The 14,785-nt window shown below is 34.0% G+C and carries 13 protein-coding genes; 3 read left to right on the forward strand and 10 right to left on the reverse strand.

Annotation, left to right across the window (positions count from 1 at the left end):
* Positions 1–34: 34 nt before the first annotated feature.
* From GJJ64_RS05670 to GJJ64_RS05685, 4 genes are all read right to left on the reverse strand, one after another.
* Positions 35–559, reverse strand: a complete 525-nt coding sequence (locus GJJ64_RS05670; protein WP_195759231.1) for a hypothetical protein — start codon at positions 557–559, stop codon at positions 35–37.
* Positions 560–771: 212 nt separating this feature from the next.
* Entirely contained in the window at positions 772–1,662 is an 891-nt protein-coding gene (locus GJJ64_RS05675) for a TonB family protein (protein ID WP_154286738.1), read from the reverse strand.
* A gap of 36 nt (positions 1,663–1,698) precedes the next feature.
* A complete protein-coding gene (locus GJJ64_RS05680; protein ID WP_154286739.1) occupies positions 1,699–2,169 on the reverse strand; it encodes a GNAT family N-acetyltransferase in 471 nt (156 codons plus the stop codon).
* A gap of 211 nt (positions 2,170–2,380) precedes the next feature.
* Positions 2,381–3,457, reverse strand: a complete 1,077-nt coding sequence (locus GJJ64_RS05685) for a formylglycine-generating enzyme family protein (protein WP_154286740.1) — start codon at positions 3,455–3,457, stop codon at positions 2,381–2,383.
* A 107-nt stretch (positions 3,458–3,564) separates the two neighbouring features.
* Here GJJ64_RS05685 and GJJ64_RS05690 point away from each other — a divergent pair, with 107 nt between their 5' ends.
* Together GJJ64_RS05690 and GJJ64_RS05695 are read left to right on the forward strand one after the other, a co-directional pair.
* Entirely contained in the window at positions 3,565–4,062 is a 498-nt protein-coding gene (locus GJJ64_RS05690; RefSeq protein WP_039454513.1) for an RNA polymerase sigma factor, read from the forward strand.
* On the forward strand, positions 4,049–4,654 hold the full coding sequence (locus GJJ64_RS05695) for a hypothetical protein (protein ID WP_154286741.1): 606 nt from the start codon (positions 4,049–4,051) through the stop codon (positions 4,652–4,654). Before GJJ64_RS05690 ends, GJJ64_RS05695 begins: the two co-directional genes overlap by 14 nt.
* Here GJJ64_RS05695 and GJJ64_RS05700 read toward each other — a convergent pair.
* From GJJ64_RS05700 to GJJ64_RS05710, 3 genes are read right to left on the reverse strand one after another with little or no spacing between them, the layout of a single operon-like run.
* On the reverse strand, positions 4,651–5,253 hold the full coding sequence (locus GJJ64_RS05700; RefSeq protein WP_154286742.1) for a hypothetical protein: 603 nt from the start codon (positions 5,251–5,253) through the stop codon (positions 4,651–4,653). The two genes, GJJ64_RS05695 and GJJ64_RS05700, sit on opposite strands and share 4 nt — an antisense overlap.
* 10 nt (positions 5,254–5,263) lie before the next feature.
* Entirely contained in the window at positions 5,264–7,567 is a 2,304-nt protein-coding gene (locus GJJ64_RS05705) for a family 20 glycosylhydrolase (RefSeq protein WP_154286743.1), read from the reverse strand.
* Between the two features lie 35 nt (positions 7,568–7,602).
* Positions 7,603–8,085 (reverse strand): DUF5362 family protein, encoded by a 483-nt coding sequence (locus GJJ64_RS05710; protein ID WP_154286744.1) that lies wholly within the window; start codon positions 8,083–8,085, stop codon positions 7,603–7,605.
* 170 nt (positions 8,086–8,255) lie between these two features.
* On the opposite strand from GJJ64_RS05710, the gene ychF reads away from it, so the two are divergent.
* Positions 8,256–9,356, forward strand: coding sequence for a redox-regulated ATPase YchF (gene ychF, locus GJJ64_RS05715; protein WP_154286745.1), 1,101 nt, complete (start codon positions 8,256–8,258; stop codon positions 9,354–9,356).
* Between the two features lie 1,317 nt (positions 9,357–10,673).
* Here the strand turns inward: ychF and GJJ64_RS05720 are convergent.
* The 3 genes from GJJ64_RS05720 to GJJ64_RS05730 all read right to left on the reverse strand — a co-directional run bounded on the left by GJJ64_RS05720 (position 10,674) and on the right by GJJ64_RS05730 (position 14,707).
* Complete coding sequence (locus GJJ64_RS05720; RefSeq protein WP_229655467.1) at positions 10,674–10,940, reverse strand: hypothetical protein; 267 nt, start codon at positions 10,938–10,940, stop codon at positions 10,674–10,676.
* A 1,022-nt stretch (positions 10,941–11,962) separates the two neighbouring features.
* Complete coding sequence (locus GJJ64_RS05725; protein ID WP_154286746.1) at positions 11,963–13,555, reverse strand: sodium:solute symporter family transporter; 1,593 nt, start codon at positions 13,553–13,555, stop codon at positions 11,963–11,965.
* A gap of 81 nt (positions 13,556–13,636) precedes the next feature.
* Positions 13,637–14,707: a Gfo/Idh/MocA family protein gene (locus GJJ64_RS05730; RefSeq protein WP_154286747.1), complete on the reverse strand. Its 1,071-nt coding sequence runs from the start codon at positions 14,705–14,707 to the stop codon at positions 13,637–13,639.
* Positions 14,708–14,785 lie beyond the last annotated feature (78 nt).

The following is a 14,785-nucleotide window of genomic DNA, read 5'->3' on the forward strand; positions in this document are numbered from 1 at the left end:
ATTTTTCTATAAATCAATTAAATCCTTAACTACCTTACCAGTTATTCTTGTCAGGTTTAACTAAAAACAAATCAGCTAAATACCTTTCTATATAACCACCAGATACAATGGTATTAGTATTGGTTTTTAATTCTGAACCGCGTTTTCTGGTAAAAATATCGGTAGACTTCATCATACCATGTGTTGTACTATAAAAATACATGTTATTAACGGTCACTTTATATTTTCCGTCTTTCCACATTATCGCAACGTCACCAAAAAATTGATCGCCTAAATATGAAGGAGCGATTCTCCAATACTCTCTAAATCTTCTGTAATCTATATAGCTATTCTTAATTTTCGCGATGATTAACTCGTTTGATTTCTCAACTATAGTTACATCTTTTAACTTAGGAACACCTGCAGAAAGTAGTTTTTCAATATCAGTATCTTTTAAAGAATCAAGAGCATATACCTTTTCAAAAACGAGCTGAGTATTCTCTAATTTTAAATAATCGTATTGAGCTTGAGCAAAAAAAGGAATTAAACAGAAAAGCAGTATTAATTTTTTCATAGTCATTTGTTAATAAATTATACAAAACAGTAGATAGTAAAAGGCTTGTGCCAATTATTATTATTCGATGTTTAAATATAAAATTAGTTATTAAATATTAAAAGAAAACGAAGGTAATATTAAAGATATAAAAGCAATAAAATTGCAACACATTTGTAGTTAAGTAATTTATCTATAATTTTTGATTACCTAAGCAAAATCAGTTGCTTTAGACAATCTTATTCATAAATATTATCAAACACTACAGCAAATGAATAAGCAAATTTAGCTGGTTTACCATAAATTTCTCCGGGGATAAATTTAGGACAGTTTTTAATTAATCTTACAGCTTCTTCATCACAGGCTTTAGATAGCTTTCTTAATACTTTTACATTAGAAACGCTACCATTTTTTTCTACTATAAAAGAAAGCACAACCTTACCCTTTACCTTTCCTATTACAACTTCCTCTGGCACTTTAATATTTTGCTTTATATAAGCTTGATAACCCTCATTTCCACCCTTAAATTCTGGAGCTTTTTCAGGATTTATAAAACTAATGCTATCCTGTGGGTTAACTGGATAACTTTCTAAAGTCTGTTTAATTTCTTCTATTTCATTTACAAAAACAGGCTTTTCTACCCTTTTATTTTGGTAAGCTTGATGATCAAAACTAAAGGAAGTTGTTAATTTCCAATTGCCGTTTTCTAACAACCACATATTGGTAAATTTTGCAATACCTTTTTGACTTTCTCCTTTTTCAGAAAATATATGTACTCCATTATGAATTGCGCCATATAATATACCATTTTTATACAATGGAAAAATCTGAGTACTTTCTTTAACTAAAAAACGTCTAACCTGTCTAGTTTCTGGGTTTTTGCAAAGTCCGTTTTTTAAATCGTAAAGGAATTTAGTTTTGTTCGAAATCCCATCCTTATCATGGTAAAGCTTCAAACTATCACTCAGCAAATTTTCAAATTGCTGAATATTACAAGTATTAAAGCCAACATCAAAAAGTAAACTATCTTTTGTAAGAATGATTTTATATAAATCAGCATTTTTATCAACTTGAGCAAAAGCTATTGAATTTATTAGAAATAGAAAAAGCGTAAATAGTTGTTTTTTCATGGTTTGATGTTGTTTGCTTAGTAGTTATGGTTTGCCTTATTGCTGTTCAAACGAAGGTCTTTTATATTTCATGTTATACATATCGAAGCCTTCTGCCCAATAGTCTTTTTGTGTTTCTAATAACTCAAACCCTTGTTTTTCATAGAATTTATATGCAACCTGAGAAGTTCTAACAGTGATTTCCCTTATGCCTTTTAGAGAATATAGTTTATCTAATCGGTACTTCAACAATTTTGTACCTAAAGATTTCCCTTGATAATCTGGATGAAATATATCCCAACTAATTTTTCCTATTGTATGATGATTAGCAAAGTTTATCCCACCGCAGCCAACAATTTTTTGGTTATACAACAAAACATAATAAAGTTCCCTTTCCGTTTCTAGGTATCGTTGAAAGTCTTCCTCTTCATCAACCGCAAAATATTTAGGTATATTTAGCCTTATTAAGTTAATTACTTCGCTTTTATCTTCCGTATTGTATTCTCTTATTGTAATTATGCTTTTCATTTTAATTATCAATTTCGAATAGTTTACTTTTAAATGCTACCCTTAATCGTCAATAAATTTAAAAGAAGGTATTAATTCCAGCCATTTACTATCGTGTTTTGCTCATAAGCTATATACACCAACTCACCACCAATAGCTATAGGGACTAACCACCTAACCAACTAACACCTAACCAACTAACCACCTAACCAACTAACCACCTAAAAAAACACTACCTCACACATCTAAAGCCCATATTGCTTAAGCCAGAGTCTGGGCTGCTTTTCATACGTCTTGCTACACGGTAGCCAGAGCAATAGCTATCATTACACAAAAAAGAACCACCTCTTGCCACTTTTTTAGGTGTGTAAGGTTCATCCGGATCGTAACTATCTGTTGGGCCTTGCGGATTAGTAATATCGCCTGCTTGCTTAGCGGTTTCGTAATAGTCGTTTCTATACCAATCTGCACACCATTCCCAAACATTACCGGCCATATCATACAATTGGTAGCCATTAGGCTTGAAAGATTTTACCGGTGCTAAACCATCAAAACCATCTTTTTTAAGATTTTGATAAGGAAAACTTCCTTCCCATGAGTTTGCTTTTATACCTTTACTGATATGTTCATTCCCCCAAGGATAAATAGCATTTTGTAAACCTCCACGGGCTGCAAATTCCCACTCGGCTTCTGTTGGAAGACGCTTTCCAGCCCATTTGCAATAAGCCATAGCATCATCCCAACTGATGTGTACTACAGGATAATTATCTTTTCCTTTAATATCACTCCCTGGGCCTTCTGGGTGTTTCCAGTTAGCACCTTCTACCCAACGCCACCATTGGCTGTAATCATTTAAATCTACCTCGGATGTTGTTGGTGTAAAAACTAAGGACGCTGCCACTAACTGACTGTCATCGGGTTTAGGTGTACCCGGAGGAAGCTGTTTTTTTAACTCCTCCCAATTAGGTTTACGCTCGGCCGTGGTGATATAGCCAGTAGCCTCTACAAATTTGGCAAACTGTGCATTAGTAACCTCATGCTCATCCATCCAAAAACCAGAAACCGTTACTTGGTGTTTAGGAAATTCATCTTTATCTGCTTGTTCATTGTCGCCACCCATCATAAAAGTACCACCAGGTATGTATACCATGCCAGTTTTAGAAGTATCACCATTAAAACTGATACTTATAAGGCTATCCTTTTCACTATCAGTACCAGCTTGTTTGGTAGTTTGCTGGCAAGAAACAACAGTTATACTTAATAAACTTAGAACTAAAATACTGGGTTTACATCTTAAATAATTCATCATGTATGGGGAATATGTTGGCTTTTAAAATTTAAAATTATCAAAATTATTCTTCTAATTTGTAACAATTAAAACCAAAACCTATCTCAATTAAAAAACTACTCACATAAATGTCTCAGAAGGAACAAATTTTTAAGGAAATTTTTCAAGCAAATTCTAAGAAAATATATCGTTTATGTTTTGGTTATACCAATGATGAGGATAGTGCGAATGATTTAATGCAAGAGACTTTCTTAAAAGTTTGGCAAAATCTGGATAAGTTCAGAAACCAAGCCATGATTTCTACTTGGATTTACCGGATAGCCGTAAACACTTGTTTAACTTATCTTAAAACAGAAAAACGACAAGCTAAGGACGAGTTAACGCCAAACATCATAGAAAACAAGGCCGAAGAAACTTCAGAAAAACAAGAACAAATAAAAACACTTTACAGTTGCATTGCCCAGCTAGAAGAAAATGAAAGACTCTTGATTACTTTAGTGATGGATGAAGTACCGTATCCAGAAATTGCTGAGATTTCTGGTATTTCTGAAGGAAATTTAAGAGTTAAAATTCACCGTATTAAACACAAGCTTACAGAACTTTTTAATAAGCATGAAAGACTTTGATTCTATATTAAATATTTGGAACGAACAAGCCGACAATACTCCTAAAGTTGATTATAAGGAGCTGATTACGCGTTTTAAAAAATCGAGAAGTAAGTTTAGTGCTAAAATTTGGATAGAATTAATCTGGATGATTTTAGCAGCTTGCACCATTGGCTATTTATGGGCTACTCTTTCTTTTAATACCTGGACTACCCATATTGCCATGTTCATTTTTGAACTTTGCTGTTTTTATTATATCTACACCCAAATTAAGAACTTAAAAACGCTCAATAATGATTCGTTATTAGAAACACCGCAAAAGCACATAGATTATTTAGAGCGCTTTAGAAAAGAAAGATTTAAGCAAAATACCCAAAATTATTACATCTATACTATTGCTTTAGGAATGGCCTTGGGCTTATATTTTATAGAGTTTTTTAACCATGTAAACACCATAACTTTGGTGCTAGCGGTGGCATTTTCTATAACTTGGTTTGCTTTATGCACCTTCTTTATCAGAGTAGTTTACATCAGAAAAGAAGAAAAACGTTTTAACGAGCTTATTGCAGAACTAGAACGCTTAAAGAAACAATTTATAGACGAAGAAGGCTAGTTTTCTTTGATTTCGGTAATATCAAAGCTATTACCTACAATGCTGTATTCTATAAGCTTTTTACCTGTTGGTTTAGCTTTTGGATCAGGGTTCTCATATAAATCAAAAGCTCTTCTCAGCTTACCTTCGTGGAGGTAAAAATTATCTTTCCCTCGGTATAATTTGGATGTTTTACTGGTTAAAGCTGGGAATTTAATTCGGCTAGGTTCGCCATTATTATATTCTAAGCAATATAACTCTGCAGTTTTAACGCTATCATTTAAAGTGGTATAGATTAAAATTTCCGGATTACCATCCGTATCCATATCGGTATTAAAAGCTTCTATAAATTTACCTTCTATTTCTAAATTATAAGCCGTATTTTCCTGTTTCAAGGTATCGGTACGTAAAACTAAAACAGCACCTAAAGTATCTGCACCTTTGCCCCAGTTTACAATATGAAAATCTAGACCTGGCCTCACCATCAATTTCTGCATATTTTTAAAAGGTTGTGGCATAACAACTTTAGCTTCAATAGTTTTATTTTCTGTTTGCTCTGCCTCGCCACAAGCAGCTAAACCTAAAGTACATGCTAAAACGTAAGTCAATATTTTATTCATTGTGTAAAAACTAATTAAACATCATCACAGAAGGCAATTCTATTTTCTTTCCATCGGTACCTTTAACAGATAATTTCAAGGCCGAACCTAAACCATCATCAAAATAAGCTAATTTAATTTTATGTAGACCTGGTCTTAACCAAACCCCAGCAGATCGCTCATAGCGAGCATGCTTACCATCATTCTCTACAATCAATTCATCATCAATATATAACCTAGCGCCATCATCGCTTAACAAAGAAAACTCAAAAGTTGCATCTTCATTTACTTTGATGTATCCGGTAAATACCAAACCGTAACTTCTTTCTTTGCCACTTATTTTACTTAAGGTTAGCTGATTAACTAAACCTCTTTTGGTGGCCAAATTGGTATCAATTTCTAAAACGCTGGTAAATTTACCCGGTACATAATGGTATTTTAAACTACCAGAAACGGCAGGTGTATCTTTAACAGCCTCTAAAGCTTTACGATTAACCAACCACGTGGTAACCACAGCACTACGTTTGCCAGAAGGCGTTATCACGATAGATTTTACCGGAATACGCTCTCCCTCTTTTACGGTAACTTCTAAATTTCCTTGATAAACTGAACAAGTTGCATCAGGTATTCTCCCATCTAATGTATAGTATATAACAGCATCTTTTACAGAAGGTTTCCATGTAAATGTATAACTCGTTTGTATATTTAGCGTGGTATCTTTAGCACCAATAGCTGTAGGCACTCTGTACAGGGTTGATGTTTGATCTAACAATCCCAAATGCAATGGCAAACGCTGGTTAGCAAAGTTTTGATAATCTTTTTGGGAAGTATTTGTCCATGCTACTTCTGCTAAAGCCATAACCCTAGGAAAAAGCATATACTCTACCTTTTGTGTGGTAGGCATATATTCTGTCCACATATTGGCCTGTACACCTTTGATATATTTTTGTTGTGCTACTGTTAAAACCGCAGGTGTAGGATTGTATTGATAAAGCAGCTCTATCCTACCATCGCCACCAATAGAGAGCGGTTCTTGGTCTGAGCGACCTTGAACATGATCTAAATATAAACCGTTTGAGCTAGGTGTCATAATCACATCGTGGTTTTGCTGTGCGGCTGCAATACCACCTTTTTCTCCTCGCCAAGACATTACCGTAGCATTTGGTGCTAAACCACCTTCTAAAATTTCATCCCAACCTATAATTTTTCTACCATTTTTATTTACAAATTTTTCTATTCGCTGGATAAAGTAAGATTGTAGCTCTTCTTCGTTTTTAAGCTTTTTAGCTTTGATACGTTTTTGGCAATAAGTACATGTTTTCCAACGTGTTTTAGGTGCTTCATCGCCACCTATATGGATATAGGATGATGGAAAAATTGCCATTACCTCGGTAAGGATATCTTCTAAAAAATGAAAAGTTTCTTCTTTACCTGCACAAAAAATATCAGGGAAAACGCCCCATTTTTCTTCTACTTTAAATGGACCAGGAGTATCGCCACAAGCAAACTCTGGGTACGATGCTAATGCAGCAACAGCATGGCCTGGTAATTCTATCTCTGGAATAACATTAATGTATTTTGACGCTGCATAGGCAACAATCTCTTTGGCTTCTTCTTGTGTATAAAATCCGCCGTAAGGCTTATTATCAAACCACTGTGGCATACGGTCATGAAAATTACCAATTAAAGTTTGTGCCCTATAAGCTCCTATTTCAGTTAATTTTGGATATTTTTTAATTTCTAAACGCCAACCTTGGTCTTCTGTTAAATGCCAATGAAAGTTATTGAGCTTATACATCGCCATGATATCGATATACTTTTTGATAAAATCTAGCGGATAAAAATGTCTTCCTACATCTAAATGCAAACCACGATACTGAAACCTTGGTTGGTCTTTAATGATAGCTTGCGGAATATTGAGGTTATTTTTATTTAACTGATACAATTGTGCTAAACTTTGCATGGCATAGAAAAGCCCTTGCGCTTGTCCACTTATGGTAATTTGCTTTTCGCTGATGTTGATTTCATAAGCTTCTGGATTTTGCTGAGAAGCATCATTAACGAAGCTGATTAAACGTTCTGGTGCTTGAATAAAATTTTTGGCTACCACCAACTCAAAACCACTATGCTGTTTTACTAAATCTCTAAATAACTCGGCAATTTTTCTGTCTGTATCTTGCTGATAAAGAATAGCCGTTTGTGGGGTAAGAATAAAAAACCCTTCTTTAGGTACCACCTCTTGTGGTGCGGGTATAATACCTAAGTTATTGTTTAAAGGCTGACTAAATACAGAACAAGAGAGTAGAGCAAAGAGAATAAAGAAGTAAAAACGCATATGAAATAGAAATATTTAAAGCTTAGTATTTATAATTAAGACCCCATACTCATGAAAATAGCCGATGCAATACCAAACAGGAAAATAATAGCATAAATAACTAAGAGAATAATCACTAAAATGCCCCAAAACTTATAAACAGATTTTAATCTGGAAAAAGCATAATCCATAGATTCTTGATCTTTAATTTGGATTGCTTGTTTTATGTAAACGGCAAAATCATACAAATATTTAGAAGGGAAATAATAAACTAGTCCCATTAAAAGATAAATAACACCTAAGGTTGTACCTCCTATTGCACCCAACGGAGAGTTTGGTAACATTTCGGTTCCGAAAAAAGAAAGTGCTAAGCCCACTAAAACAATAAGACCTGTAAACACAAAGCCTACGATGGCTAAAAATTTACCCCATTTAGCTGTTTCTAATAATAATTCTTCTATAGAGAGGTTAAAAACCAATGTTTGGGGCTGTTCTTGATTTTGATTTTCTTGACTTTCTAAGTAGTTGTTTTCTTCCATGTTTAGTAAAATTTAAATTTTTATGAATATAAATGATTTTCTTTAAAAAGGAAGCTTAACATAAACCAAAGTTTTATACTTAAACTATTATCTTTGCGCAAATTTTAATCTTGGTTTCTTGATAAAACTAAGATGAGCATCAAAAAACACAAATCATAATATAAAGAAATATGGCACTACAGTGCGGAATAGTTGGTTTACCCAACGTAGGCAAGTCTACCCTATTTAATTGTTTGTCTAATGCTAAAGCGCAAGCGGCAAACTTTCCTTTTTGTACGATTGAACCCAATGTTGGTGTAATTACCGTCCCAGATGAAAGATTAACTAAACTAGCCGAACTGGTAAAGCCTCAAAAAGTTGTTCCTAATACTATTGAAATTGTTGATATCGCTGGTTTGGTAAAAGGTGCTTCACAAGGCGAAGGCTTAGGAAATCAATTTCTAGGAAATATCAGAGCTACTAATGCTATTATCCACGTTTTACGTTGTTTTGATGATGGTAATGTGATTCACGTAGATGGTTCTGTAGACCCTATCAGAGATAAAGAAATTATTGATACCGAGTTACAGTTAAAAGATTTAGAAACGGTAACTAAGCGTATTCAAAAAGTTGAAAAAACTGCTAAAACAGGTACAGATAAAGATGCTAAAAAAACTTTTGAGATATTATCTGTAGTAAAATCTCATTTAGAGGCTGGAAAATCTGCCCGTACCGCTCCTATCACTATTGAGGATTTTGAGTTTATTGAAGACTTAAGCTTGTTAACCGTTAAACCAGTGTTATATGTTTGTAATGTTGACGAAGCCTCTGTTAATACAGGAAATAAATATGTAGACCTGGTAAAAGAATCTGTGAAAGATGAAAATGCTGAGGTTTTGATTATTTCTGCTAAGATAGAATCTGAAATTGCGGAGCTAGAAGATTATGAAGAGCGCCAAATGTTCTTGGCTGATTTAGGGTTAACAGAATCTGGCGTGGCTAAATTGATTAGAGCGGCTTACCGCTTATTAAATTTATCAACTTATTTTACAGCTGGTGTACAAGAAGTTAGAGCTTGGACAATTACGCAAGGCTTTACAGCCCCACAAGCTGCTGGCGTTATCCATAGCGATTTTGAAAAAGGCTTTATTAGAGCCGAGGTGATTAAATACCAAGACTTTGTGACTTTAGGTTCTGAAAATGCTTGTAAAGAAGCAGGTAAATTGGGTGTTGAGGGTAAAACTTATATAGTTGAAGATGGTGATATTATGCACTTCAGATTTAATGTTTAAAAATCGTTTTTGAGATAGAGAAAAGCCAAATCTTTGAGGATTTGGCTTTTTTGTTTTTTGGGTGTGGTGAGGTTGATTAATTACTATCTAAATAAACACTACAAATCTTCTTTAGGCTTTGCTTTTAGCAATTCACTGTTAATTTTATCGTAATAGGCAAGTGTTTGTTGGGGTTATTATCGAACGGTTTACAGATTTGAGATGGGCGGATTTAGAAGCACTTCACTTGATGCTGGTGTTAGCGGTAGGCTTTTTTAAGCATCCTCTGAGATCGCTGCTCACCTTCTCCATTTCTTAAATATTCTTACAAGTCGATAAGTCACAAATAAAAAGAAAGGAACACTAAAGACAAAAAAGGTTGGTGTCTGAGTCCAAATAAAAAACGCTCCCCAAACAACACAAAAGAGAATCAGAACGAAGTCGTAAGTCGCAGACGCCTTTTTCTTGAAAAATTCTCTCATGTCTCTTAAAGTATTCTAGTTTGTCTTTTTAAGCTTACCCCTAACGTTTGACAGGTTTAAGAATTTGCGGAATTAATTGCAAGAAATTCGTCTGCCAGTACAAACTTAATGAAAACAGATGAAGGAAGTAAAACCACGTCGCCCGCAATTTTTTAAACCTGTTGTTAGGTGTAGTGCTGTTATTTAGTTCGGTCATTCATTATGTTTAGAAATTAAAAGTGTATTTGTCGGTCGATTTCAAATTCAAAAAATCAAACTGAATATTGAGGTCAAACCAAGTAAAATACCTAAGATTCCAAAAACTATCATTCTAAAGTTAGTAAGGGTCGCGTCATCGGTAAACTTGTCAAAGATTCCAACATATAGCATTCCAATCCCAACTATCAAAGATATTAAGCCTAGTAAGGTTTCATTTTCGATATATCTTGAAAAAACAGACAAACTTATTATAATTAATAAAATGCCAACTGTTATCTCGGTCTTCGTGAAATTAAATTTGCTTTTTGTCATTATAAACTAAATTAAAGTAAGTCGGTAATTCTATAATTTGAAGTTTATTTTTCGTTTCAGTAGCATTACACCTAACTAGTATATATATCCCATAAAGTTGCACAAATACAACATAAAACAGTGATATATGCGCAAGTCATCAATGTTATTATTATTTTTTATAGCGTATAATTACATCCAATTCCATAGGTATTTTTCATGAAGTAGAATTTAACTCTAAATAAGTAAATATTTATTGAAAGTCAAAGATTAGATGGTTTTTCTATCAATTCTACGTGGTTGATAAAGCTTTTTTATTAATCTGTTGATGCTTATTGAATCTTTTTTAATTGCTCAAGCATTATATTTAAGATAGATTGTAATACTCGATTTGTCTTTCAATTTCTCTTCCTCCTTCTCTTTGAACTGTCGCAAAATTTGCGACAGTTGAATCTTTTATAAGTTCACCTTCAGAGAAAACATTATTTATGTGCTTTCCAATGGTTTTTACATCCCTACCAAATAAGGTAGTTAATTGAGTTCTATTTAACCAAACCGTTTCCTGTTTAAGTCTCACTTCAATATGTTCTGCCAATTCTCCAGATTGATAAAGTATGATTTCATTCTTAATCATATCAAATATTTAAACACTTATTATTCTTATTAAATTTTTGCTAAAGCAATTACTTTAAATGAGGCTTAAATAAATAACTATTGTTGAGGCTTATGGTAGTCTAAGTTTCTTGTATAAAAAAACACAATTACATCCAATTCCATAGGTATTTTTCATAAAGTAGATTTTAACTCTAAATAAGTAAATATTTATTGCAAGTCAAAAATATAGAATATCTGGTTTATACTAAAGCTTTATATTTCCACCTTTTTTGTTTTAATTACTGTTATATTTACTATGTTTGTTTAACCTTTTCTACAACAATCTGTATCATCAAGAAAATTTATTAACACAAGTCCACGTATAGCCCACCTATACCCCACCTTTTATCCACGTTTTCTCCATATTTCCTTCGTAGCTTCTTCGTAGCTTCTCCCAGACATCTTCGGAAAAATGGGGCTGTTCCCCGAACAAGTCTCGAACATGGTACGGAGAAGGTGGAAAGCGGAATGCCTTAAAGCTTAATGTAAAAGGTTTTAAATCATCATACAGAAATTAGTTTTTCTTCTTTTATTTTATCGATTCTTCATACTGGAAGCTTATAATTATTTTAACCCACGAAGGGCTCAAGGTTCACAGAGAGCTTATAAGTCTCCACCCAGCTTTGTGTACTCTGTGGTTGATTTTAAATTCAAAAGAAAAAATTTAAAGAAAATTCAAAAGGTAAAATTCAAAATTCAAAAAGAAAAACAAGGAAATATAACTTATTCAAAATTCAAAAGTAAAAATTCAAAAGTAAAAACAGGGAAATATAACTTATTCAAAATCAATCGTTCTCTCATTCAAAAATCAATCAATCTTCTGAGCAAAAGGCTGAAAGCAGAAGGCTGAAAGCTTTAATCAATCCATCGAAAATCAATCCATCACTAAATAAAATCTCCATCCAAAACTAGAAACTGAATAAAAAATTCAAAAGGAAAAATTCAAAATTAAAAAACAGAAAACTTTACATCCAGAACTGATAACTCACAAATCGTAACTGATTAATGCCCATTAAAAACAATGTACAAAGTCACCATCACCACCATCAATAAAACCCAAGCTATTTTTACCTTTTTAGAAGTAATCTCTCCTGCGGAGACATCAACCAAGCTGGCATTATAAGCTACAGGATTTCTATCTAACAATGATGTAAAGATTGCAGCAAGTAATAAAATGACAAAAGTGTAGAAAGACAACATCAGATAATGTGGCCAGAATTGGTATTGGTCTGATGGGAAAATCCATAGATAACACACCCCAACGCCTAAACTAAAAATAGATCCTGCGGATAGCGTTAGATTTACAGCTAAGCGAGTGGTTCTTTTCCAAAACACAGTAAGTAAAAAAACCACAGATAATGGCGGGGCTATAAAACCTAATACCGATTGAAATACATCAAAAAGATTTAAACCTTTAATACTATCTATAGCTAAAGCTACCGCAACGGCAAGCACACAACCAAAAATTACGGTTATTCTTCCCATTTTAATGAGCTCTTTTGTGCTGGCATTGGTGTTGATTTTCTTGGCATAAACATCCATCGTAAAAACGGTACTTAATGAGTTTAACGAAGAGCCAATAGTACCTACCAAAACTGCTATTAAAACAACAATCACCAAACCATTCATCCCCGGAGGGAAAAGGTTGGTAACCATGGTCATGTAAGCTTCATTAGGATCTTTTAAACCCGGAAATAAAATATAACAAAGTATCCCCGTAAGGATAAATAAGGGTAAGGATAAGATTTTTAGCCAGCCAATAAAATTTACCCCCAATTGCCCCTGCTCTAAACTTTTTGCTCCTAAAACAGATTGAACCATGGCCTGATCTGTACAGAAAAAAGCAATTGCCGCTACCGGATAACCTAATAAAATTGCATACCAAGGATATTTAGGATCACTTGCTGGTTGTACTAAATTCCAATAATGGCCAGGTACTGCATGATAAACTTCCTTAATACCGCCAACTTTTATAATGCCCAAAATGGCTAGGGTAAGAGAAACGCCTATCAGTAAAATCATTTGAAAAACGTTTACTTTAGCAATGGCTTTTAAACCTCCCATAAAAGCAAAAAGCCCCGCAAACAATACCAAAACGATAACAGATTGCCACATGGGGATGCCTAAAATTTGTCTTACTAGAAAGCCTCCGGCAAATAAACCTAGAGAAAGCCATGAGATTAAAATTTTTATAAGTGCATACCAAGCCAATATATTTTGGGTAGATGATCCGTAACGGTTTCCCATAAACTCGGGCATGGTACTAACCTTAGCAGCCAAATATTTGGGGGCAAATACCACAGCCAGTAAAAATAGAAATACAAAAGCATACCAATCAAAATTTACGGCTACAATACCGGTGCTATAACCAATACTAGCAAAGGCTAATAACATAGAAGGCCCTACGTTTGTACCCCACATATTAAACCCAATACTTGGCCATTTTAAAGATTTCTGAGCTAGAAAAAGTGTTTCATCTTCATCTGTTTTATTTTTAGAAAAACTAGCTCTATAACCGATAACCATTAAAATAACAAGGTAAACGATAACGATAGCGTAATCCAATAAGGTTAAACGCTCTATGATATTGCCCATTTTTGATTGTTTATTATAGCTTTATATTTATTAACGAGATCTTTTTTATTTCCAGACCTATTGTATGTAATCGTTTAAATCCTAAAGTACAAGACCATAGGTATCTAAAATATCTTTTATTTTAATTGGCGTACCTGTTTTTAAGGATTTATCCATGGCTTGTAATAAAGCTACGGTTCCTATCCCCTCTTGCATATCTGGGTAAGCTGTGAAGTTTTGCTCTATGCTATCAGCAAAGTATTCTAAATAGTTTTGATACTCGCCCGCATGGTGACTTTGCCCTTCAAAACGAAAGTAATATTTTAAGGTACTATCGCCCCAAATGATTATTTTTTCTTCTCCTGTTTTATCGGTTACGGCATAGCGTAATTCGTGGTAATCTGCCTGGCTGGCTCCTTCTGTCCCTCTTAAAATGGTACTCATCCCGCTATCTCTTTGTGCAGGTTGCGTAGGGCCGGTATAGGCACCACTTACTCTGGCAATTCGCCCATCTGTAGCTTTAAAGATGAAGTGCATGGTGTCTTCATTTTTTAAGCCACCTTTTTTACCATTCTCGCTTAACATACCATAGCCCATCACTTCTTCTATGTTGGGTAAATACCAACGTATAAAATCTACCGGGTGACTTAAACCTCCGTACAACCATTTAAAAGATGATTCTAAAGCCCAAGGCTTTTCTAAAAACCACCTATGGTCTGCATGGTATTGCGCTTCTATGGTAATTAAATCTCCAATTAAGCCTGCTTCAAAATCTTTTCTTTGTCTTTTAGCAGGCTCGAAAAAACGAGAACTTTGTCCAACAAATACTTTCTTGCCGCTTTGCTTACTTAATTCTAAAAGCTCTTTAGCATCAGCCAAATCATCAATAAATGGTTTGGTACAGATAACATGCTTACCATGCTTAAGTGCCATTTTCACATGTCCTGCATGTAATTTATCAGGCGTATAAATAGCAACGGCATCTATCTCCGCATCATTTAACATTTCCTGATAACTGGTAGTGTAATGATGAAAATCAAACTCTTTAGCTCTTTGTTTGCAAGCTTCCTCGCTTAAATCGCACATGGTTTTTAACTGCCACTTTTTGCTATTTAAAGCTGCTGATATGGTGCTTCTTCCTTCACCCAGTCCTAATATTCCTAGTTTTAACATTGTCTAGTTTGTTGGTTTTTTTTAGTTGGTTAGTCCCGATAGCTATCGGGAGTTAGGTGGTTAATTTATTGATTGGAT

Origin of the sequence: Pedobacter puniceum (assembly GCF_009674685.1) — a bacterium.
GTDB classification, from domain to species: domain Bacteria; phylum Bacteroidota; class Bacteroidia; order Sphingobacteriales; family Sphingobacteriaceae; genus Pseudopedobacter; species Pseudopedobacter puniceum.

Excerpts from the sequence above, each read along its gene's own strand:
- GJJ64_RS05670 (WP_195759231.1), bottom strand. The coding sequence starts at position 559 with ATGACTATGAAAAAATTAATACTGCTTTTCTGTTTAATTCCTTTTTTT.
- GJJ64_RS05675 (WP_154286738.1), bottom strand. The coding sequence starts at position 1,662 with ATGAAAAAACAACTATTTACGCTTTTTCTATTTCTAATAAATTCAATA.
- GJJ64_RS05680 (WP_154286739.1), bottom strand. The coding sequence starts at position 2,169 with ATGAAAAGCATAATTACAATAAGAGAATACAATACGGAAGATAAAAGC.
- GJJ64_RS05685 (WP_154286740.1), bottom strand. The coding sequence starts at position 3,457 with ATGATGAATTATTTAAGATGTAAACCCAGTATTTTAGTTCTAAGTTTA.
- GJJ64_RS05690 (WP_039454513.1), top strand. The coding sequence starts at position 3,565 with ATGTCTCAGAAGGAACAAATTTTTAAGGAAATTTTTCAAGCAAATTCT.
- GJJ64_RS05695 (WP_154286741.1), top strand. The coding sequence starts at position 4,049 with ATGAAAGACTTTGATTCTATATTAAATATTTGGAACGAACAAGCCGAC.
- GJJ64_RS05700 (WP_154286742.1), bottom strand. The coding sequence starts at position 5,253 with ATGAATAAAATATTGACTTACGTTTTAGCATGTACTTTAGGTTTAGCT.
- GJJ64_RS05705 (WP_154286743.1), bottom strand. The coding sequence starts at position 7,567 with ATGCGTTTTTACTTCTTTATTCTCTTTGCTCTACTCTCTTGTTCTGTA.
- GJJ64_RS05710 (WP_154286744.1), bottom strand. The coding sequence starts at position 8,085 with ATGGAAGAAAACAACTACTTAGAAAGTCAAGAAAATCAAAATCAAGAA.
- ychF (WP_154286745.1), top strand. The coding sequence starts at position 8,256 with ATGGCACTACAGTGCGGAATAGTTGGTTTACCCAACGTAGGCAAGTCT.
- GJJ64_RS05720 (WP_229655467.1), bottom strand. The coding sequence starts at position 10,940 with ATGATTAAGAATGAAATCATACTTTATCAATCTGGAGAATTGGCAGAA.
- GJJ64_RS05725 (WP_154286746.1), bottom strand. The coding sequence starts at position 13,555 with ATGGGCAATATCATAGAGCGTTTAACCTTATTGGATTACGCTATCGTT.
- GJJ64_RS05730 (WP_154286747.1), bottom strand. The coding sequence starts at position 14,707 with ATGTTAAAACTAGGAATATTAGGACTGGGTGAAGGAAGAAGCACCATA.